The 21,237-nt window shown below is 42.1% G+C and carries 21 protein-coding genes and 2 riboswitches; of the genes, 1 reads left to right on the top strand and 20 read right to left on the bottom strand.

The genetic code is table 11. The annotated features are described in order from the left end of the window. Positions 1–33 precede the first annotated feature (33 nt). The 13 genes from PQ578_RS04020 to PQ578_RS03965 all read right to left on the bottom strand — a co-directional run bounded on the left by PQ578_RS04020 (position 34) and on the right by PQ578_RS03965 (position 12,956). Positions 34–1,608: a Na+/H+ antiporter NhaC family protein gene (locus PQ578_RS04020; protein ID WP_273832290.1), complete on the bottom strand. Its 1,575-nt coding sequence runs from the start codon at positions 1,606–1,608 to the stop codon at positions 34–36. 149 nt (positions 1,609–1,757) lie between these two features. Beyond that, positions 1,758–1,938, bottom strand: a riboswitch (Lysine riboswitch). Between the two features lie 71 nt (positions 1,939–2,009). Beyond that, complete coding sequence (yunB, locus tag PQ578_RS04015; RefSeq protein ID WP_159784581.1) at positions 2,010–2,789, bottom strand: sporulation protein YunB; 780 nt, start codon at positions 2,787–2,789, stop codon at positions 2,010–2,012. Positions 2,790–2,930: 141 nt separating this feature from the next. Beyond that, the gene (locus tag PQ578_RS04010; RefSeq protein WP_224882424.1) at positions 2,931–3,233 is read right to left on the bottom strand and encodes a YunC family protein; all 303 of its coding nucleotides are present in this window, start codon (positions 3,231–3,233) and stop codon (positions 2,931–2,933) included. Positions 3,234–3,317: 84 nt separating this feature from the next. Next, positions 3,318–4,706 (bottom strand): bifunctional metallophosphatase/5'-nucleotidase, encoded by a 1,389-nt coding sequence (locus PQ578_RS04005; RefSeq protein WP_273832289.1) that lies wholly within the window; start codon positions 4,704–4,706, stop codon positions 3,318–3,320. A 15-nt stretch (positions 4,707–4,721) separates the two neighbouring features. Next, positions 4,722–5,543 (bottom strand): sulfite exporter TauE/SafE family protein, encoded by an 822-nt coding sequence (locus PQ578_RS04000; RefSeq protein WP_420541505.1) that lies wholly within the window; start codon positions 5,541–5,543, stop codon positions 4,722–4,724. A gap of 11 nt (positions 5,544–5,554) precedes the next feature. Further along, positions 5,555–6,409 carry a DUF72 domain-containing protein gene (locus PQ578_RS03995; protein WP_273832288.1) on the bottom strand — a complete coding sequence of 285 codons (855 nt, stop codon included), beginning with the start codon at positions 6,407–6,409 and terminating at the stop codon, positions 5,555–5,557. A gap of 171 nt (positions 6,410–6,580) precedes the next feature. After that, positions 6,581–7,978, bottom strand: a complete 1,398-nt coding sequence (gene sufB, locus PQ578_RS03990; protein ID WP_098444855.1) for a Fe-S cluster assembly protein SufB — start codon at positions 7,976–7,978, stop codon at positions 6,581–6,583. 101 nt (positions 7,979–8,079) lie between these two features. Continuing rightward, on the bottom strand, positions 8,080–8,523 hold the full coding sequence (sufU, locus tag PQ578_RS03985) for a Fe-S cluster assembly sulfur transfer protein SufU (protein WP_224882418.1): 444 nt from the start codon (positions 8,521–8,523) through the stop codon (positions 8,080–8,082). Beyond that, positions 8,513–9,733, bottom strand: coding sequence for a cysteine desulfurase (locus tag PQ578_RS03980; RefSeq protein ID WP_273833259.1), 1,221 nt, complete (start codon positions 9,731–9,733; stop codon positions 8,513–8,515). The genes sufU and PQ578_RS03980 overlap by 11 nt, the downstream gene beginning before the upstream one ends. Before the next feature lie 3 nt (positions 9,734–9,736). Continuing rightward, positions 9,737–11,044 carry a Fe-S cluster assembly protein SufD gene (gene sufD / locus PQ578_RS03975; RefSeq protein ID WP_273832287.1) on the bottom strand — a complete coding sequence of 436 codons (1,308 nt, stop codon included), beginning with the start codon at positions 11,042–11,044 and terminating at the stop codon, positions 9,737–9,739. An 18-nt stretch (positions 11,045–11,062) separates the two neighbouring features. Further along, positions 11,063–11,848, bottom strand: coding sequence for a Fe-S cluster assembly ATPase SufC (gene sufC / locus PQ578_RS03970; RefSeq protein WP_273832286.1), 786 nt, complete (start codon positions 11,846–11,848; stop codon positions 11,063–11,065). A gap of 333 nt (positions 11,849–12,181) precedes the next feature. After that, on the bottom strand, positions 12,182–12,322 hold the full coding sequence (locus PQ578_RS22550; RefSeq protein ID WP_489753144.1) for a YuzK family famiily protein: 141 nt from the start codon (positions 12,320–12,322) through the stop codon (positions 12,182–12,184). Between the two features lie 262 nt (positions 12,323–12,584). Further along, positions 12,585–12,956, bottom strand: a complete 372-nt coding sequence (locus PQ578_RS03965; protein ID WP_237438472.1) for a carboxymuconolactone decarboxylase family protein — start codon at positions 12,954–12,956, stop codon at positions 12,585–12,587. A 180-nt stretch (positions 12,957–13,136) separates the two neighbouring features. Here PQ578_RS03965 and PQ578_RS03960 point away from each other — a divergent pair, with 180 nt between their 5' ends. After that, positions 13,137–14,087: an L-lactate dehydrogenase gene (locus tag PQ578_RS03960; protein WP_226655707.1), complete on the top strand. Its 951-nt coding sequence runs from the start codon at positions 13,137–13,139 to the stop codon at positions 14,085–14,087. Positions 14,088–14,126: 39 nt separating this feature from the next. Here PQ578_RS03960 and PQ578_RS03955 read toward each other — a convergent pair whose 3' ends face one another. The 7 genes from PQ578_RS03955 to leuB form a co-directional block, all read right to left on the bottom strand. Continuing rightward, positions 14,127–14,966, bottom strand: a complete 840-nt coding sequence (locus tag PQ578_RS03955) for a MetQ/NlpA family ABC transporter substrate-binding protein (RefSeq protein ID WP_273832284.1) — start codon at positions 14,964–14,966, stop codon at positions 14,127–14,129. 17 nt (positions 14,967–14,983) lie between these two features. After that, a complete protein-coding gene (locus tag PQ578_RS03950) occupies positions 14,984–15,652 on the bottom strand; it encodes a methionine ABC transporter permease (RefSeq protein ID WP_098444861.1) in 669 nt (222 codons plus the stop codon). After that, complete coding sequence (locus PQ578_RS03945) at positions 15,645–16,667, bottom strand: methionine ABC transporter ATP-binding protein (protein ID WP_273832283.1); 1,023 nt, start codon at positions 16,665–16,667, stop codon at positions 15,645–15,647. The genes PQ578_RS03950 and PQ578_RS03945 overlap by 8 nt, the downstream gene beginning before the upstream one ends. 159 nt (positions 16,668–16,826) lie before the next feature. Then, positions 16,827–16,936, bottom strand: a riboswitch (SAM riboswitch). A gap of 135 nt (positions 16,937–17,071) precedes the next feature. Beyond that, positions 17,072–18,082 carry a threonine ammonia-lyase gene (gene ilvA / locus PQ578_RS03940; protein WP_273832282.1) on the bottom strand — a complete coding sequence of 337 codons (1,011 nt, stop codon included), beginning with the start codon at positions 18,080–18,082 and terminating at the stop codon, positions 17,072–17,074. After that, positions 18,079–18,669, bottom strand: coding sequence for a 3-isopropylmalate dehydratase small subunit (gene leuD / locus PQ578_RS03935; protein ID WP_273833257.1), 591 nt, complete (start codon positions 18,667–18,669; stop codon positions 18,079–18,081). The genes ilvA and leuD overlap by 4 nt, the downstream gene beginning before the upstream one ends. A gap of 16 nt (positions 18,670–18,685) precedes the next feature. Then, complete coding sequence (leuC, locus tag PQ578_RS03930) at positions 18,686–20,098, bottom strand: 3-isopropylmalate dehydratase large subunit (protein ID WP_273832281.1); 1,413 nt, start codon at positions 20,096–20,098, stop codon at positions 18,686–18,688. A 27-nt stretch (positions 20,099–20,125) separates the two neighbouring features. Next, positions 20,126–21,232: a 3-isopropylmalate dehydrogenase gene (gene leuB / locus PQ578_RS03925; RefSeq protein WP_273832279.1), complete on the bottom strand. Its 1,107-nt coding sequence runs from the start codon at positions 21,230–21,232 to the stop codon at positions 20,126–20,128. Positions 21,233–21,237 lie beyond the last annotated feature (5 nt).

Here is a 21,237-nt window from a genome sequence, read left to right as displayed (position 1 = left end):
AAAAAACAGGAGGAAATACCTCCTGTTTCTTTATTATTTTGCCGCTTCAACCGGTCTGTTGGCATATTTTGTTTTCAGGATAAAAGCGAGAATTCCAAAGAAAATGGCTGTAACAACAAATCCAATAATCGCACTACCTGTAAATCCTAAAACAAGGTAGCCAAGCAATGATATTCCTGCCACAAGCAAGGCATAAGGCAACTGAGTCATCACATGATCGATATGGTGACTTCCTGCCCCTGTGGAAGAAAGAATGGTTGTATCTGAGATCGGTGAACAATGATCACCGAATACAGCTCCGGCAAGCACAGCTGCAAGAACTGGCAGCATGTAAGTAGGATCGGTTGCCGCAGCAATCTCCCCCGCAATTGGAAGCATAATGCCAAATGTTCCCCATGACGTACCTGTTGCAAAGGCCATTACTCCTGCAAGCAAGAATAAAATGGCAGGCAAGAAGCCAATCATAATGTGGTCATTTACTAGACCTGCAAGATACTTTCCTGTTCCTAGACTTCCAATAATCTCAATTAGCGTCCACGCAAAGAAAAGAATGTATACCGCCGGAAGCATTGATTTAATTCCTTCCCATATTCCTTTACCAAGCACGGCACCGCCCATTCGTTTCATAAAGAAGAAAATGAGAGATGTTGCAAGCCCAATTAATCCACCATATAGAAGCGATGCGGCAACATCCGTGTTTTCAAAAATCGACAAAGCGGTTACTGCTGTATCTGTTCCGCTCACCGCCTGAATGCCTGTGATAATCATAAACGCCACAGTTCCTGCAATCAGCATGATGATCGGCCATGCAAGATCTGCTACTTTACCTTTTTCACTTTCAGGAAGACCCGTTGTTTGACCAGGTACGGCACCTTGGTCAGGATCAAGAACATCACCAGTTTTCTGGGCACGATCTTCATGAACCTTCATTGCTTTTAAGTTGATATCAAAATAACTCACAAAGAAAACCATGGCTAGAGCAAAGAGAGCGTATAAGTTCATTGGAATCATTCTGATAAACGCTTCTAATGCGCCAACGCCTGTAATACTATGTGTTGCTAGTACGCCACCAATAAGTGCGATAATATAAGCACCCCAGCTTGAAATCGGGGAAATAATACACATCGGTGCTGCAGTGGAGTCAATAATATAAGCAAGTTTTGCCCTTGATACATTATGCCTGTCCGTAATCGGTCGACTCACATTACCAACGGCTAGCGAATTAAAGTAATCATCAATAAAAATAATAATACCAAATACGGCTGTTACAAGCTGTGCGCCAACTCTTGTTTTGACGCGTTTCATCGCCCATTCACCAAAGGCACGACTTCCACCTGAGATCGAGATAAAGGCTGTCATCATTCCTAATAAAAGTAAGAAGAAAATAATGTACATGTTCCAAGTATTTAAGCCACCGGTCTCGGAATCAATAAAAATCCCTTTCACGATTGTATAAATTTCATTTAATGATCCTGGGACACTCCAATCGTTGATCATAAGTGCACCAAGAATAATGCCCACTCCAAGTGAAGGAAGCACTTTCCTTGTCACCACTACCATTAGCAAAGCTATGAGCGGTGGAATAATGGATAGAATTGAATTCTCCATGAATATCCTCCTAATAAATAAATGATTGTCATGCAAACCGGAATGGACGCCTACCACTTAGCCGCTTGTTTCTGAACGCAAAAAAGCGAGCAATGATAGGATTGGTCCTATCATTGCTCGCTTCACCGAGTCAATGTTAAGTGTCCACCCCGATCAGTAGTTCTCCATTACAAGTTAGACTCATAATGACAGTTCGACACTTTTTCAATGCCGCCCCAACATAAATAATGTGACCGTTATTTATGCTTCGGCAGATCTCCCTTTCGATGCTGATCATTGGTGTCATTCTCCCAACACGTACTCATGAGGATCTGCTCCTCTACCTCATCGTATAAGATAAGGAACAATATTAAGTTCAGTTTTAAAGTATACCTTACTTTCTCTCATCCTGCAATTGTAGATTATTCCATATCATCAATTTGAATAGATGGAGTAGGTAACCCACCTTCTGAACCATTGTTATAGAAATTTGGTACTTCACCTGGAATAATCGTTAACAAAACAGGAATATCCGTCGTCACCACATCAGAATCCGTAGCAAATGGGATAACGATTTTTACTTTCACTTCAATATGAACCCGAATGTCGACAGAAATATTATTAATACCAACTGGTTCAATTGTACTTTTATAATCAGACTTCACTTCACCGATCGCTGTGAAACGCACAGGAACTTTTGGTCCCATATTGGCAAGTAACGTGTTATCAAACGCCTGACCAATTGGAATATAATGAATGATCCCATTATCTAACGATGTTTGATCATCTACTTCAAGCTCCACACCATTTTGTTCCGCCCAGTAATCTAACGTTCCGTCTTCCACACTTTTTAGAAATCGCTGTACTTTTTCAGTTGATTGGGCAAGCACCTGAGTAACTGCCCTTTGATTGATCTGAACTCGCACCAACTTTCCTTCATTATCAGTCACTTCTTTTATTAACGAATCTTGATAATTATCTACTTCTTCAGCCATCTTCTGATTAATGGCTTCGTTAATCGCTATTGTTGCGATCCGATTCGTCTCTGTACGGGCAATTTCAATCAGTGTAGGCTTTATTCCTTTTTCAACGATCCATAGCCCCTGGACCGTCATAAAAATGAATAGTAGGAAGGAGATGACAAACACATAACGAAAGGGAAGCGGCCCCTTTCTAAAGAATTTTCTACGAGTTCGAAACACCATGAACCCTCCCTTCTCTTCCTCATGTATATGCTATGAAAGAGAGAAGTATGGACAATTTCTCCAGAATGCTGCTTCCCTATTAATGTGATTTTTTTAATAACAAAGAAAAAAGCCTAAGCAAATTGGCTAAGGCTTTTTTCACATCATCTTAAGCATGGCATCTCTGCCCTTTGTGCCGACCTTAATGCCTCGCGCTTCTGCTTCAAGCGTAACAGATTCAAGTGGGGCATCAAGCAGCTGATCAATCGATCTTACGCCTACAGCTCTTCCTGCAATAATCTTCCGGTCACTTAACTTCTCATTAAGTAAAGCAATATCCAGTGCGCCGCACATAATATAGCCGTTTTCATTCATGACCGCTAGAAAATTTGTTTTTGGAAGCTGCATACTAACTGCTGTAAACGGATGACCATCAATCATGATTGGTGTCATAGTGATCACGTCATTCCCGCCTCCTGACCTGAATGAATATCACTATATCTATATGAACCCAACAGCATGTTTGACAATCATACGTACAAAGTTTTAATGCCTATTCTCAAGACGCCAGGCAAGAAGATCACGAAGCATTTCAGGAAGATAATACTTCTTCTTTGCATGCTTCATTTGTGGATAGAATTTACCAAACGTGAACATATCAGCTGTGGCCACGGCATATTCTTGATCAGATATGAGTGGATGACCATTGTGAAGAACGTCAGTAACATGACGAAGTCCGTCTTCCATCTCAACCGTCGTCACTTCAAGACCGTCGAATGCCATGATGCCCATCACTTCTCCTCTGAATCCTAGTCCTTTAAAACTTAAGTTCACGATTTCATCTGACATCGCGTGGGAAATGATTTCGCGTAACTCACTTCCTCTTAAGATCACTTTACAAGGGTTTACGGGATGAGGACAAATGCGGTGGAGATCTTCTCGTGAGACCTGTCCTTCTGGTAATCCATCAAGGAGCATACCGGCATTAATCATGCCAATATCTGCATGACACCATTCTCGAAGGGCAGCGGCTAATTCATCCGCTAAAACCGACCGTTGAAACCACTCAGATTCAAGAGGCTGCTCAAGTCGACAGACAACTTCTTCTAGCATCGATTGCGCTTCTATACTTAATCTTTGAATCATTTCAAAAGTTGGACGATCTTCTTTCCGATTTCGAACCGAAATTGCATAAGCCTCTTTATCCGTAATCTCCCTTGTGTCCATATCGATGCAAACGGTCACTTCTCCAACGTAATTCCCGTTTTTCCCTGCCTGTGTAATGAGCGTGTCCTCTACAAGCATCCCATGCTTTAACACATGATGGGTATGAGCACCGATAATAATATCAATGCCATTCATCTCTCGTGCCATTTGTTCGTCATTGCCTAGTCCCATATGAGACATCAGCACGACAACATCTGATTGTTGACGAACTTCATCAATCATAGCTTGTAGAAAATCATATGGCGAATCGATTTTCCAACCTAATAGCGAGTAAAATTGCTCATAGGGAATCGTAACGCCAATGATCCCCACTTTCACACCATTTAACTCATGAATTTTATAAGGGGCCGCCCATGCGGGTCTTGTGCCATCTTGATGATAGAGATTCGCCACAAGCACCTCAAAACTAGCTTCAGTATACAGCGCTTCTAGCTCTTTTTTTGAAAACGTAATGCCCTCATTATTGCCAATTGTGGCGTAGTCGTATTGAAGATCATTCAACAGCTGAACGTTGCCCTTTCCAACCATTCCCTCAGTCATTGGATGAACCTTGTCAGAATGGTCTCCTAAATCGAGAAGGAGATAGGGTGTGCCTTGAAGCTCGTGCATGCGCTTCTTCTCTTTGAGATAAGACGACACCTTGGACCAGTTTTCGAAATGACTGTGAAGATCGTTCGTATAATAAAATTGTAATGTTCTAGAAGTCAAAATACTCTTCCTTTCTTACCCCATCGTTCCCTGCCAGATAAGTCGGACACCGACAATGATTAACATCCATCTTAAAATCACAACGATGGTTTTGTCCGAAAGTTTCTGGTTAATAAACGATCCGCACTTTGCTCCAATCCAGGCCCCTGGAATTAATCCCAGCAGTAAAAACCACTGAATGTTACCAAGCGCTAAATGCGTCAGGGTACCTGTTATACTTGAAAGAAAAATCATAAACATCGAGGTCGCAACCGCAACTGTTGTCGGAAATCCAAATAAGAGAATCATCGCCGGCACCATGAGAGACCCGCCACCTATTCCAAAAAGACCAGAAATGACGCCAACAACGAACGAAACTATCACAGCTGCAAGAGCAGAAAAGGTATAGTTTACTTGCAATCCATCAGAATCCGTATACGAGCGTTGGAATTGCCCATTTAACTTCATCGGACGTAAACGGTTCCTTACCATTAATAATATGGAAACAAGCACCATAAATACCCCAAAATAAATAGAAAAATAATCAACCTGTATAAATTTGTTCAGCCATGCCCCAAGAATTGCTCCTGGACCACTTCCTAGAAAAAAAAGAGCGCCACTTTTATAATCCACGCTTTTCTTTTTCATATATGCGAGGGTAGAAGAGAGCCCAATGGCGACGAGGACAACGATTGAGCTTCCGACAATTTTTTGTGGTGATAATACTGGAAGCCAATTTGTGTACTGATCAATGATAAGAAGCACAGGAACGATAATAATACCCCCACCAAGACCTACCAGGCTACCAATCGTACCGGCAGCTAGACCAATGATAAATAACAGTATCCACATCAGCATTGTATAGCTCCTTACAGATCAAAGAGATCAAGTTGCTTAGGATTTAAATTCGTATACTCAATTCCAAGCATTTGAATCATCCACTTTGCATTATTTGCAGCGTGACCACCTGAGTTATTGTTAAATAAAATAAACACATCTTTGCATTCTTTTTCTAGTTCTAGGATTCGCTCTTTCCATTCAAGCAATTCTTCTTCATTATAATCATAAAGGTAACGCACTTCTCGCCAGTTATGACGATTCCCTGGGTTCGTCCATCCATTCGTATTTCTTCCGTGAAGACGCACAAGAACGTGATCCTTATGTATGGTTTCCATCACTAATGGAACGGATCCTTCTCCTGCCTGAGGTTCATCGCATATGGTATGAATAAATCCTTGCGCTTCTAGAAAGTTCAGCGTCTTCTCCCGAAATGCTTCATGATACCATGACTGATGCCGAAATTCTACGGCACATTGAATGTCTCCCATCCGCTCTTTGCAGTCTCTTAAGATGTTCACATTATCTTTGTTCACGTCAAACCATGGCGGAAATTGAAAAAGCACCATCGCAAGCTTTCCTGCTTTTTGAAGGGGGCGAAGCGATTCCTTATACGCTTGAAACATTTCATCACGCGACTCAAAAGGAATATCTCCTCTTTGATGGCCCGTCATTCCCTGATAAGCTTTCACCACAAAACGAAAACGCTCTGGCGTTTCATCAGCCCATTTTTGAAAGTTACGAGCCGGTTGCACCGCATAAAAAGACGAATCGACTTCAACAGTAGGAAAGTGTGAACCATATATCGAAAGTTTTTCATTGCTTTTTACACCTGGTGGGTATAGATCATCATGATCGCCCCATCCTGTTACACCTATGTAAATCATGCAATTCTTCCTCTCTTCATTGATTCTCTTACTTTATTCTCATATCATTACCCGAAAATAGCAAGGAAAAATCCCCTCTACTATCTCAAGATAACGTCAATCGTGCCCACTTTGAAGCCGATCTAATAGAAAAAAACGAACCGGAAAATCCGGTTCGTTAGGAATGGAAATTTAACCGATTGAACCTTCCATCTCAAATTTAATGAGACGGTTCATTTCAACAGCATATTCCATAGGTAGTTCTTTCGTAAATGGCTCGATGAAGCCCATTACAATCATTTCAGTTGCTTCTTCTTCAGATACACCACGACTCATAAGATAGAAGAGCTGCTCTTCAGAAACCTTCGATACTTTCGCTTCGTGTTCAAGTGAAATGTTATCGTTAAGGATTTCATTGTAAGGAATTGTATCAGAAGTCGACTCGTTATCCATGATAAGCGTATCACACTCAACGTTTGAACGAGCACCTTCAGCTTTACGGCCAAAGTGTACGATACCACGGTACGTAACTTTACCGCCCTGCTTCGAAATCGACTTCGACACGATCGTTGAAGACGTGTTAGGTGCTAAATGAATCATTTTAGCGCCTGCATCCTGATGCTGTCCTTTACCCGCAAGAGCAATGGAAAGTGTCATACCTCGAGCACCTTCACCCTTCAAGATAACAGCTGGATACTTCATTGTAAGCTTAGATCCGATGTTACCATCGATCCATTCCATAGTTGCATTTTCTTCCGCAACAGCACGCTTCGTTACTAGGTTAAACACGTTATTCGCCCAGTTTTGAATCGTCGTATAACGGCAGTATGCATCCTTCTTAACGATAATCTCAACAACCGCACTGTGTAGAGAGTTAGTTGTATAAACCGGTGCAGTACACCCTTCAACGTAATGTACAGAAGAACCTTCATCAGCGATGATAAGCGTACGCTCAAACTGACCCATGTTCTCAGAGTTAATTCGGAAGTATGCTTGTAGCGGTGTATCAACTTTCACACCTTTAGGAACGTAGATGAATGAACCACCTGACCATACAGCCGAGTTAAGTGCAGAGAACTTGTTATCCGTTGGAGGAATTGTTTTCGCGAAGTATTCTCTGAAAAGATCTTCGTTTTCTTTAAGAGCCGTATCGGTATCTTTAAAGACAATCCCCATGTTCTCAAGGTCTTCTTGCATATTGTGATACACAACTTCAGATTCGTACTGTGCAGAAACACCCGCAAGGTATTTTTGCTCCGCTTCAGGAATACCAAGCTTATCGAATGTTGCTTTGATTTCTTCTGGTACTTCATCCCATGAACGTTCAGACTTCTCAGAAGGCTTTACGTAGTACGTAATTTCATCAAAATCAAGATCAGCAAGGTTTCCGCCCCATTGAGGCATTGGCATGCTGTAGAAATGCTCAAGTGATTTCAAGCGGAAATCAAGCATCCACTGAGGTTCATCCTTCATGCGAGAAATTTCTTTCACAATTTCAGGAGTCAGACCGCGCTCTGAGCGGAAAATTGAAACGTCTTTATCACTAAAACCATATTGGTATTCGCCAACTTCAGGCATTTTTTTAGCCATTCTATTTCCCTCCTTGACATTACACATGTCAGTGTTTGGCTGTTGTTCTCTTTCCATCATTCTAGTATGAAAAAGAAGCGATGACAACACCTGGAAGTGGGTTAAGCCTCATCCTGTTCCTTGAAACCCTTCTCCATTGCCTTCCAAGAGAGTGTTGCACATTTGATTCGAGCCGGGAACTTCGAAACACCTTGCAGTGCTTCAATGTCGCCAAGATCGAAATTCTCTTCGTCATACTCTTTCCCCTGCATCATGTCTGAGAAAATCCCCGATAGTTTTAAGGCCTGATCAACTTCAAGTCCTTTGACTGACTGTGTCATCATCGACGCTGATGCCAGGCTTATAGAGCAACCTTCTCCAATAAACTTCGCATCAGAAATCTTCCCATCATCTACTTTCAGCTGAAGTTGAATTGTATCTCCACATGTAGGGTTATTCATATTTATTTTAAGGGCTCCTTCTTCAAGCTCCCCTTTATTTCTTGGATTTTTATAATGATCCATAATGACCTGTCGATACAACTGGTCTAGATTATTAAAAGACATTACCGAAAAACTCCTTTGCTTTTCGTAATCCGGCTACAAACGTATCCACGTCTTCTTCAGTATTGTATAAATAGAAGCTAGCACGCGCAGTAGCCGATACCTCTAGCCACTTCATTAGCGGCTGAGCACAATGGTGTCCAGCGCGGACAGCGATGCCTTCTGTGTCAAGTACGGTTGCCACATCGTGGGGGTGAACTTCATCACTATTGAAAGTGACAACCCCAGCACGTTTTTCAGGTCCGTAAATGGATACGCCTTCGATTGTTGATAACTGCTGGATAGCATATTTTGCAAGATGAGTCTCATGCTGTTGGATGTTATCCATGCCAATTTCATTTAAGAAATCAATCGCAGCTCCAAGACCAACCGCACCTGCAATGATTGGTGTACCACCTTCAAATTTCCAAGGGAGCTCTTTCCATGTCGAATCATACAGACCAACAAAATCGATCATCTCTCCACCGAATTCAAATGGCTCCATGTTTTCGAGGAGCTTTTTCTTCCCGTAGAGGACGCCTATCCCAGTAGGTCCGCACATCTTATGACCAGAAAATGCAAAGAAATCACAGTCGAGATCCTGAACGTCAATGTTCATATGAGGTGTGCTTTGTGCTCCATCGACAACCATAACAGCACCATTTTGGTGCGCTATCGCAGCAATTTCTTTAATCGGGTTAATTGTTCCGAGTACGTTCGAAACTTGCATAACAGAAACAATTTTCGTGTTTGCTGTTACTGTTTTCTCGACGTCTTCCAGCGCAATTGTTCCGTCTGGTTGAAGGGGAATATATTTTAAAGTGGCTCCAGTTGCTTTTACAACCTGTTGCCATGGAATAATGTTGCTGTGATGCTCCATCGGTGTGATGACAACTTCATCACCTTCTTGAAGATTTGCACGTCCATAGCTTGAAGCAACCATATTAAGGGCTGTAGTCGTTCCGCGAGTAAAAATCACTTCTTCCGTTGAAGAAGCATGAATAAATTCACGAACCTTTTCTCGAGCGCCTTCATAAGCATCTGTTGCATGTGTCCCAAGCGTATGAACACCACGGTGAACGTTTGAGTTAATTTCCTTGTAGTAACGCTCTACTGCGTCAATGACTTGAGTAGGTTTCTGAGACGTTGCTGCACTATCAAGGTAAACAAGAGGTTTCCCATTTACCTCTTGATGTAAAATGGGAAACTGCTTGCGAATGTCCTGGACATTCATCATTTAATTAACTTTCCCTTCAGTTACCTCAACCGCACGTTTACGAACGCCTTCGATCGGAAGTTCGTTAATAACTGGAGCGAGGAAACCGTGGATGATCAAACGTTCAGCTTCATGACGGGAAATCCCGCGGCTTTGCAAGTAATAAAGCTGAATTGGATCAACTTTACCAACTGATGCAGCGTGGCCTGCCATAACATCATCTTCGTCAATAAGAAGGATTGGGTTTGCATCCCCACGCGCTTTCTCGTTCATCATGAGAACACGCTGTGTTTGCTCACCATTTGATTTCTTCGCACCATGTTCAATCTTCGTTACGCCGTTAAAGATCGCGCTCGCACTATCTTTTTGAACACCGTGCACAAGAAGAACACCTTCAGAATTTTGACCATGATGGAAAATCTGATTCGTGAAGTTCTGGCTCTGGCTTCCGCGACCAATCGTTACGGTCTTAGAATCAGCATAAGAACCATCACCAATAAGGTGTGTTGTATTTGTAGAAACCGTGTTGCCGTCGTTCATTTGAGCAAGAGCCCAGTCAACTTTCCCATCACGTGCTACATTCGCACGGCGGTTCACGTAAGTTGTCACACCTTTTGCAAGGTTATCAACAGAACCAAATGTAACGCGTGCATTCTGTCCAACATGAACCTCAGCAATAATGTTTGCAACTGACTCTACATCGTGTCCATACGATAAGAAATTCTCAACATATGTTACTGAGCTATTATCTTCGGCTACGATGATCACGTGGTTGAATAAACCAGCTTCAGGGTCTTCTTGCCAATAGAGAGCTTGGATCGGCACTTCAACTTCTACATTACGAGGGACATACAAGAAAGTACCGCTATTAAGAAGAGCTGCGTGAACGGCAGTTAGGCGGTTCTCATCAACCTTCATAACGTCTTTCATGAAATACTTCTCTACAAGATCCCCGTGATTTTGAAGAGCTGTTTGAATATCTGTGAAAATCACACCTTGTTCTTTTAGCTCATTCGATAGCTGACTAAAAACAGGCGTTGAGTTACGGTGCACAAGAAGATTTCCTGACTCTTGATCTTTAGCAACAAGATCGCGCAAATCTTCAGGAAGATCATCAAGTGATGAAATCGCTTCTCCAGCTACATCATGTTTAAATGAAGTGAAGTTCCACTTATCGATTTTTGTTTTATCAGGCTTTGGCATTGGAAGGTTCTCAGACTTCTCTAGTGCCTTCAAACGTAGGGCAGCCATCCATTTCGGCTCCTGACGCTTTTCTGAATAAGCTTTAATGTATTCTTGATCGAATGCAATTTTCGTATCCACTGACATTGTCATCCTCCTTACTGCTTACGCTTCTTGACCAACTGTTTCGTCTTTAATTCCGAGTTCTTCTTTAATCCAATCATAACCTTCTTCTTCAAGACGCTGTGCTAGTTCTGCGCCACCAGATTTTACAATACGACCTTGCATCATAACGTGTACTTTGTCAGGTGTAATGTAGTTCAATAGACGCTGATAGTGAGTGATAATTAAGCAACCGAAGCTCTCATTGCGCATTGCATTAACACCTTTAGATACAACTTTAAGCGCATCGATATCTAGACCGGAGTCAATTTCATCCAGAACAGCGATCTTTGGTTCAAGCATCATAAGCTGTAGAATTTCGTTACGCTTCTTCTCACCACCAGAGAAACCTTCGTTAAGGTAACGCTGTGCAAATTCTTCACCCATATCAAGTTCAGCCATTTTGCCGTCTAGCTTTTTGATGAATTTCATTAGTGAAATTTCATCGCCTTCTTCACGACGAGCATTGATTGCAGAACGAAGGAAATCAGCGTTTGTTACGCCACTTACCTCACTTGGATATTGCATTGCAAGGAAGAGTCCAGCTTTTGCACGCTCATCAACTTCCATTTCAAGTACATCTTCATTATCAAGGAAGACACTGCCTTCAGTGATTTCGTATTTCGGATGGCCCATAATTGCTGAAGCAAGGGTAGATTTACCTGTACCGTTCGGCCCCATTACTGCGTGAATTTCTCCACCATTTATTTCAAGGTTCAATCCTTTGATAATCTCTTTTCCCTCAATGGAAACATGAAGATTCTCAATCTTTAGAGTTGATGCTACCATTTGTGAATACCTCCAATAACGTTTATACTATTCCTTCCTTATTGTAGTACCTATAAGGTGTATGTCAAGGAATGTGTGCTGAGTCATTCTCAATCTATTTTCATTCTTATTTTATAACAAATCCAAACTAATATCAAGGAACGCAGTGATCATACTTTATAGCGTTCGCTTCGAATTCGATTGCTATTCAAAATGAGAATGAATCGTTGATTTTTTCGTTTCATACCCTTCTAAGCCTACCATTTAATCCATACACCTACAACGGATTCCTCATACAAAAAACCAGTCACATTGGACTGGTTTTTATTATATCTGGTTATTTTGGATGCTGATTCATCTAGATAGTTTACGGTCGAATTCACTAACCATTTTGAGACTCCGACGGTGATCCATCTCACGCTCTTTTTCGACTTGCATACGCTTGTTGAAATTTTGGCTATATTCTGCATAACCTACTCCGTGAGACTGGTACATCGCCTTTTCCATTTCAGGTGTGTGGTTTAACCGCATGGGGCTAATAATGAATCAATCCTTTCAATATCGTTTTACTTACAAGAAATACTTTATCACGTTACATCAACAGTCCACAAACATCATATTAAGGGATGAGAGCGAGTAATGAAGGATGAACCCTGTTCTGAATAGTTAAAAAACATTGGTTCTTATCTTTTCTACCAAATCCGCCCTCATTCACACGATGCAAAACAGCTTATATATAGGAAGAAACTTAATTTTTTTAGTGCTTCGGTTGATCCAAATCTTTTATGCATTCTTGCACAAGTGTAACGGCCTGACTCATGGCAGCTCCTCCGCCGAAAGCTGCTGTTACACCTATCGTTTCAAGAATTTCCTGTTCGGAGCAGCCTTGATCAAGGCAACCTTTTGTATGATAAATAATGCAGTATTCATCTTGTGAAAAAATCGAAATCCCAAGCGCAATCATCTGCTTCTCTTTTTGACTAACTTCCCCTTCTTTGAAGCATGCTTCTGTAAATGCCGAATACTTTTTAGCAAGCTGAGGCATCTTCTCGGTAAATGTGCCTAATCCTTCTTTATAATCATGTAATGCTGCTTCTGCGAAATTGTTAAATTCCTGTTCCTGTTTCAAAACACAGGCCTCCTTTTATCTTAATTGTCCATACTAGTATGAGAAGTGGTTAACCATGCTATCCATTCTTTTCTATAGAAATGTTTTTTTGTATCGCTTACATGTGATGTATATCACACTAATAACGATCGGGATACGTTATGATGCTTATGAAGACAATATCTACTAGCAGAGGTGAAGATGATGTACGAAGGAAAAACAACACGCGTTGCATTAATTGGAACAGGATTTGTCGGGACAAGCTACGCCTTCTCGTTATTGAATCAAGAACTAGTAAATGAACTTGTATTAATTGATGTAAACAAAGAAAAGGCAGAAGGAGAAGCACGTGATTTAAATCACGGTCTACCTTTTGGCGCTCCTATGAAAATTTGGGCTGGTGACTATCAGGATTGTAAAACCGCTGACATCGTTGTGATCGCTGCAGGTGCGAATCAGGCTCCAGGCGAAACACGCTTAGACCTTATCGATAAAAATACAGCCATTTTTAAAACGATCGTATCAAGCGTAATGGAAAGTGGATTTGATGGGATTTTTATCGTCGCAACGAATCCAGTAGACGTACTTACTTATGCAACATGGAAGTTCTCCGGGTTACCGAAAGAACGCGTAATCGGCTCAGGCACGATACTTGATACCGCTCGATTCCGTTATTTACTAAGTGATTATTTTAATGTCGATTCTAGAAATGTACATGGTTATATTCTCGGTGAGCACGGCGACACCGAACTTCCAGTCTGGAGTCATGCCTCTATTGGTAGTCGACCAGTCATGTCACTCATTAAAGATAAACCAGAGGCAAAAGAAGACCTTGAGAAACTCTTTGTTAATGTGCGCGATGCCGCTTATCATATTATTAATCGTAAGGGAGCGACATACTACGGCATTGCAATGGGGCTTGTAAGGTTAACGCGAGCGATTATTCGAAATGAAAACTCAATCCTTACTGTATCTACGCTCCTTGAAGGTGAGTATGGTTTAGATGATTTGTATATCGGCGTACCTGCGATTGTGAACAACAACGGTATACGTGAGATTATTGAACTTGATCTTGATCAAACTGAGCTAGATCAATTGCACCACTCTGCCAAAACGCTAAAAGAAGCAATGAAGCCAGTATTCCAGCATTAAAAAAAGGTTCTCCGTCAAATGACGGAGAACCTTTTTTTCTTATTCGTCTACCGGTACGACAGCACCATCATATTCTTCTTCAATAAAGCTCTGAATTTCATCAGAATGTAAAACCTCAACTAATGCTTGAATCGCTTCGTTATCTTCATCACCTTTATTGACAGTAATTACGTTCACGTAAGGTGAGTCGGAATCTTCAAGAGCAATGGCATCTTCTTGAGGATTTAGACCCGCATCGATCGCATAGTTTGTGTTGATCATAACCGCATCACCTTCACCTTGCTGGTAGATCTGTGGAAGAAGTGAAGCTTCTACGTCTGTTTTAAAATCAATGTTTTTAGGGTTTTCTGCAATATCTTCTACTGTTGCATCAGAAGCCTTCACGCCTTCTTTTAGTGTGATAAGTCCTTGGGCTTCGAGTAAAGAAAGCATACGTCCATGGTCAGAAACAGAGTTACTCATAATGATCTGAGCACCATCGGGAAGCTCCTCTAAGCTCTTATAATCTTGTGAATAAACACCGATTGGCTCAATGTGAATGCCTCCAGCGTTAACAAAATCATAAGTATCGTTTTCTTCCATTTGCAACTCCATATAAGGAATGGTTTGGAAGTAGTTTGCATCTAATTCACCATTTGCTAGCGTCTTATTCGGTAGAATGTAATCCTGGAACGTTTTAACTTCTAGCTCTACGCCTTTTTCTTCAAGCATCGGCTTTGCTTCTTCAAGAATTTCAGCATGTGGAATGTTTGAAGCACCTACTACGATTTTCTTTGAATCTTCGCCTTCTCCAGATCCTTCACTGTTTCCACTATTGTTGCCACACGCTGCAAGTACTGCAAGAGTAAGGACTGCAAATAGGGATAAAAATTTCTTCATGATATTCTCTCCTTTTTTTATCGTTTATCTATAACTCGCGTTGCTAAATCTCCAGCAATCTGAAGAATCGCAACAATAACCAAAATTAATACGGTCGCAACAAGCGTCACGTCAGGATTGTTTCTTTGGAAGCCTTCAAGATAAGCGAGGTTCCCAAGTCCCCCTGCACCAACCACACCAGCCATTGCGGTGTAGCTTACAAGCGCAATCGCCGTTACGGTAATACCCGAAATGAGGGCTGGCATTGCTTCAGGAAGGAGAACTTTAAATATAATCTCCCCATTCGATGCCCCCATTGACTGAGATGCTTCAATCACACCTTTATCCACTTCCCGAAGAGCAATTTCAACCATTCGCGCATAAAATGGTGCCGCACCTGCAATAAGAGCTGGAAGAGCTGCATTCGCGCCAAGCATCGTTCCAATAATGTAAACAGAAAGCGGAATGAGTAGAATGATTAAAATGATAAACGGGATCGAGCGAAATAAGTTTACGATTCCAGCAATAATGCTATTAACAAACTTGTTCTCCCATATGTTTCCCCTTCCGGTTAGAAACAATAGTAGTCCAAGAAGAATACCGAGAATAAACGTTGCTAGCACGGAAATTGCCGTCATGTAAGCTGTTTGAATAGTCGCTTCCCACATCGATTCCCAGTTCACATTAGGAAATAGTGATTCAACCATTCGTAATCACCTCCGCTTCTACACCTTGCTCACGAACATACTTCAGTGCACTTTCGACGACAGTCGGTTCACCTTTAAGAAAGACAGATAGCTTACCATAAGGGCCATCTTGCGTATGAGAGATTTTTCCTTGAATAATGTTTACTTCAATATCAAACTGACGAATTAACTCTGTTACAAGCGGTGACCCCGTTTTACCTTTGAGGAACGTAAACTGGACGAGTTCACCCTCCTGGCTTGCTGCTAAATGTGCAATCGATTCCTTCATTTCTTCAGGCTCACTTAACTGATTCACGAAATCTTTTGTTATTTCTTCTTGCGGATGATGAAAGACTTCAAGTACTGAACCGTTCTCAACTACTCTACCGTTCTCCATCACTGCCACTCGGTGACAAATTTTACGAATAACGTGCATTTCATGGGTAATCAAGACAATAGTTAAACCAAGTTTCTGGTTAATTTCTGTCAGAAGTTCGAGAATGCTATCCGTTGTTTTAGGATCTAGAGCAGATGTTGCTTCATCACAAAGCAATACCTTAGGGTTATTCGCAAGCGCTCGCGCAATACCAACACGCTGCTTTTGTCCCCCACTTAGCTGTGATGGATAAGCGGCTTCTCGTCCTTCAAGTCCAACAAGCTTAATTAATTCATCGACACGCTTCATTCGTTTCTCTTTGGAAACACCTGATATTTCGAGTGGAAACGCGATGTTATCACGCACTGTTCTTGACCAAAGAATATTAAAGTGCTGGAAGATCATTCCGATTTCCTGTCTTGCCGCACGTAGATCTTTTCCTTTAAGAGAGGATAAATTATTTCCTGCCACCGTGACCGTACCGTCCGTCGGTCTCTCAAGCAGGTTGAGCATCCGAATTAGCGTACTTTTTCCGGCGCCACTGTATCCGATAACTCCGAAGATTTCCCCTTTTTTCACTGAAAGGTTAACATTCTTAACGGCCTCTACCTTTCCAGACTTCGAAAAGAAGGTTTTATTAATGCCTTTAAGCTCAATCACATGTCTCACATCCTTTATGCATTTGCATGTTGTACCAGCTTCCTGAAAAAGGACTTTAGTCCCATGCTTTTATTCTTTACCTTGAAGCACTTAAAAAAAATGATTTTAAAAATGCCCTTCTACTTTGAGTAGAAAGGCATGTTATCAATCAATGTCTTCCTCTCATTTCTCAAAGCAATCGCTTTGCAGGAATTGGCACCTTTTCAAACGAGTCGTTTGACGGTTGCCGGGCTTCATAGGGCCAGTCCCTCCACCTCTCTGAATAAGAGATTATAAAATTAAAATTACTTTACTGTGGTTAAGTGCTAAATTGAATTCTAGCATGGTACTTTATGAGTGTCAATTACTGAGCAAAAAGTCACAATAATCAAACATATTAACTGTTATTAACCAAGAGAAAACCATCAGCTGATTCGCCTGATGGTTTTTGTTCGCTCAGAAAGTTGTTTGTAAAGAGCTAATTTCTCAAGATCAGCATTTCCTCCACTCACAACAGCCCCAATTTTGCTACCTTCCAACCGGCTTGATTTACACAAGACAGCCGCGACAGATGCCGCACCAGCGCCTTCAACAAGTGTCTTATGTCTTTCAAGCATAAAGACGATTGCAGCAGCAATTTCTTCTTCAGAAACAGTCATCATATCGTCAACGAGTTCTTCGATAATTGGATACGTTCGTTTTCCTGCTTCCTTCACAGAGATGCCATCGGCAATCGATTTTACTGATTGAAGAACGAGAGGACCAGTACCTTTAAATCGATTCCATGTCGCAGATGCTTCCGAAGCCTGGATTCCAATGATTTTGACGTGAGGAAAGAACGACTTTATTGCCAGCGCCATTCCTGCTAATAATCCTCCACCTCCAACGGGAACAAGAATCGTATCTAAGTCAGGACATTGTTGCATCATTTCAAGTGCAACGGTTCCTTGTCCTGCCATAACAACAGGGTCGTCAAACGCATGAACAAATGTTGCCCCTTTTTCAACACGCTCTCGATCCGCTCCACTAAACGCTTCGTTATAGGATTCGCCTTCAAGTACAACCTCTGCGCCATAAGATCGGGTCGCTTCAATTTTACTTGTTGGGGTATGAATCGGCATATAAATCTTTGCTTTGATGCCTCGCTCCTTCGCAGATAGCGCTACTCCCTGAGCATGGTTACCTGCTGAAGCGGCAACGATTCCTCGAGCGGCTTCGATTTCCGTTAGTGAGGCAACCTTATTGTAAGCACCGCGTAGTTTAAATGACCCCGTTCGTTGGAGGTTCTCCATCTTTAAGAAGACATCTTTATTTGTAAACCCATTCAGCGTTGTAGATTGCTGAAGCGGTGTACGGTGAACCGCCTCCAGCAAATTCTCCATTGCTTCTACGACATGAACGTTATATTTCTCCTGGTAATTCCCAACGTCATTCACTCTCCTACAAGTTGTTTTTCTTCATACAATTTAATCTTTTCTTCAAGGGACAACGTACGAGATACTTCATCCCAACCATTTAACAGCATTTCTTTCCAATAAGGATCAATTTTGAAAGAAGCATGAATGCTTTCTCCATCACGAACTTCTTGTTTTCGCAGGTCAACTTGAAGCTCGTATCCGTCTTTTGCCTTTTGAAAAAGCTCAGCGATAACTTCTTGATCAAGCGCAACAGGAAGGATACCATTTTTTACACAGTTGTTATAAAAAATGTCAGCAAAACTCGTCGCTATGATGACGCGAAAGCCATAATCAAGCAAAGCCCACGGAGCGTGTTCTCTTGAAGACCCACACCCAAAGTTTTTTCCAGCTACAAGAATAGAGGCATGCTGATATTGCGCTTCATTTAAGCTAAAATCTTCACGAGGCTTTCCATCATCATCAAAACGCCAGTTATAGAAAAGAAATTGACCGAAGCCTTTTCGCTCAATCCTTTTCAAAAACTGCTTTGGAATAATTTGATCGGTATCGACGTTCACTTGTTCAAGGGGATAAACAATCCCTTTGTATTCATTAATCGGTTCCAGGGCGTCTCACTCCTTTTTACATCACAAGTGGTTTTATTTTTCTAGCATCAGTAAATCGTCCTTCAATAGCTGCAGCTGCAGCCATCGCTGGGCTTACAAGGTGTGTTCGGGAACCGTTGCCCTGGCGACCTTCGAAATTTCGATTAGAGGTCGACGCGCAGCGCTCTCCCGGAGGAACAATATCATCATTCATCGCAAGACACATGCTACACCCTGCTTCTCGCCATTCAAACCCAGCTTCTTGAAATACCTTATCTAGCCCTTCCGCTTCAGCAGCGTTCTTGACCGACTTAGAACCAGGTACAACTAGCGCTGTAACACTTTCATGGACTTTTCGCCCCCGAACAATTTCAGCCGCAGCTCGCAAATCACTTAATCGTGAATTCGTACACGATCCGATAAAGACATATTGAATCGCAATGTTTTGAATCTGCGTACCCGGTTTAAGATCCATATAAGCAAGGGCCTGTTTGATTGCTTTTTGGTCACCTGGATCTTCGGAATCTTCAGGGAAAGGGATTCGAGCATAGACAGAAGAGCCCATCGAAGGATTCGTTCCCCACGTCACTTGTGGTTCAATTTCTTCAGCGCCAATTTCAAGCACTTCATCATACGTTGCACCTGGATCAGTTGCAAGCTCTTTCCACTCAGCGACTGCTTCATTGAACGCTTCGTTTGCTGGAACATGTCTCTTCCCTTTTAAATAGGAAAAAGTCGTTTCATCAGGACTAATAAGTCCCGCTTTTGCACCAGCTTCGATGGACATATTACAAACGGTCATCCGCTCTTCCATTGACATGTTTCGAATCGCTTCACCCGTATACTCAACAACTGCTCCCGTCCCTGCATTCACACCAAACTTGGCAATAACGGCAAGAATTAAGTCTTTAGCTGTTACTCCAGCACCAAGACGGCCGTTCACGCGTATTTCAATGGTTTTCGGACGTGATTGCCAGAGCGTTTGTGTTGCAAGAACATGCTCTACTTCGCTCGTTCCGATTCCAAAGGCTAGAGCACCAAACGCACCATGTGTTGATGTATGACTATCTCCACAAACAATTGTTTTTCCTGGCTGAGTTAACCCAAGCTCAGGACCGATGACGTGCACAATTCCCTGATCTGGATGATTTATATCAGCAATTTCCACACCGAACTCGTTGCAATTCTCTTCTAGCTTCTCCATTTGCACCTTAGATACTGGATCATTAATAATGTGGCGTGCAATCGTAGGCACGTTATGATCCATCGTAGCAAAGGTTAAATCCGGTCTTCTTACGCGTCTATTGTTCATCCGCAGACCTTCAAAGGCCTGCGGAGAAGTGACTTCATGTACAAGATGTAAATCTATATACAGGAGATCCGGGCTACCCTCTTCTTCATGCACAACATGTTTATCCCAAATTTTCTCAATAATTGTTTTTGGCTCCACACTGATCCCCCTTTTACCTATTTGTCATTAAGCGTAGGCTTCCATGATCCCTGCCGTAGCACCGGCTTCTTCTAGTTGATAGATCACTTTCTTCACCATTGCGTCTGTTCCGAGTGCATTCGTTCGACTACTTGCTAAATCACTCGTATAATAGCCTGCATCCAGAACTTCCTTCACGGCCTTTTCGATGGCATCTGCTTCTTCCTTCATATCGAATGAATACTTCAGCATCATCGCCCCTGATAACATCATCGCAAGTGGATTCGCAATGTTCTTCCCAGCAATATCCGGTGCTGAACCGTGCACGGGCTCATACATGCCAAATCCATCACTGCGAAGACTTGCTGACGGTAGCATGCCGAGTGATCCTGTAATCATGGATGCTTCATCGCTTAAAATATCGCCAAATAGATTTTCTGTTACAATCACATCAAAATGAGCTGGGTTTTGAACCATCTTCATTGCTGCGGCATCAACCAGCATATGTTCCACTTCAACATCCGGATAAGCGAGTGCCTTTTCTTCCACAACTTCTCTCCACATTCGGCTTGATTCTAGAACGTTCGCTTTATCGACGCTTGTTAGCTTCTTATTTCGCTTCCGTGCTGCTTCAAAGCCCTGGTCAACAATTCGCTCAATTTCATCCCTTGTATAATGAAGCGTATCGACCACTTCTTTCCCGTTGTTGCGACGCTCGCTTGGTGTACCAAAATACAATCCACCTGTTAATTCACGAACAATCAACATGTCCACGCCTCTAATTCGATCTGGTTTAAGGGGAGAAGCATCGATTAAACTGTCAAATGCTGTTACTGGACGCAGGTTTGCAAACAAGCCTAGCTCTTTACGAATACCAAGAAGACCCCGTTCAGGACGAAGATGACCAGGAAGGTTTTCCCACTTAGGCCCACCAACTGCACCAAGAAGAACAGCATCACTCTTTTTACAAATGCTTAAAGTTTCTTCGGGTAAAGGCATACCTTCTTGATCAATAGCCGCCCCTCCGATTCTTGCAAAGTGAAATTCAAACGTATGGCCAAATCGATCTGCCACGGCATTCAGAACTTTCATCGTTCCTTCCATTACTTCTTTGCCAATGCCATCACCTGGTAATACCGCAACTTTTCTCTTCATCCTTC

It is taken from the genome of Guptibacillus sedimenti (assembly GCF_028610665.1).
Taxonomy (GTDB): Bacteria; Bacillota; Bacilli; order Bacillales; family Guptibacillaceae; genus Guptibacillus; species Guptibacillus sedimenti.
The sequence above is the reverse complement of the archived record's forward strand: the minus strand, read 5'-3'. Positions and strand labels throughout refer to the sequence as shown.

Excerpts from the sequence above, each read along its gene's own strand:
- PQ578_RS04000 (WP_420541505.1), bottom strand. The coding sequence starts at position 5,543 with ATGCTGATGTGGATACTGTTATTTATCATTGGTCTAGCTGCCGGTACG.
- PQ578_RS03950 (WP_098444861.1), bottom strand. The coding sequence starts at position 15,652 with ATGGTTGAATCACTATTTCCTAATGTGAACTGGGAATCGATGTGGGAA.
- sufB (WP_098444855.1), bottom strand. The coding sequence starts at position 7,978 with ATGGCTAAAAAAATGCCTGAAGTTGGCGAATACCAATATGGTTTTAGT.
- PQ578_RS03955 (WP_273832284.1), bottom strand. The coding sequence starts at position 14,966 with ATGAAGAAATTTTTATCCCTATTTGCAGTCCTTACTCTTGCAGTACTT.
- PQ578_RS03995 (WP_273832288.1), bottom strand. The coding sequence starts at position 6,409 with ATGATTTACATAGGTGTAACAGGATGGGGCGATCATGATGATCTATAC.
- PQ578_RS03980 (WP_273833259.1), bottom strand. The coding sequence starts at position 9,733 with ATGAATGTCCAGGACATTCGCAAGCAGTTTCCCATTTTACATCAAGAG.
- leuB (WP_273832279.1), bottom strand. The coding sequence starts at position 21,232 with ATGAAGAGAAAAGTTGCGGTATTACCAGGTGATGGCATTGGCAAAGAA.
- PQ578_RS22550 (WP_489753144.1), bottom strand. The coding sequence starts at position 12,322 with ATGTACCAGTCTCACGGAGTAGGTTATGCAGAATATAGCCAAAATTTC.
- PQ578_RS03960 (WP_226655707.1), top strand. The coding sequence starts at position 13,137 with ATGATGTACGAAGGAAAAACAACACGCGTTGCATTAATTGGAACAGGA.
- sufC (WP_273832286.1), bottom strand. The coding sequence starts at position 11,848 with ATGGTAGCATCAACTCTAAAGATTGAGAATCTTCATGTTTCCATTGAG.
- PQ578_RS04020 (WP_273832290.1), bottom strand. The coding sequence starts at position 1,608 with ATGGAGAATTCAATTCTATCCATTATTCCACCGCTCATAGCTTTGCTA.
- sufD (WP_273832287.1), bottom strand. The coding sequence starts at position 11,044 with ATGTCAGTGGATACGAAAATTGCATTCGATCAAGAATACATTAAAGCT.
- sufU (WP_224882418.1), bottom strand. The coding sequence starts at position 8,523 with ATGTCTTTTAATAATCTAGACCAGTTGTATCGACAGGTCATTATGGAT.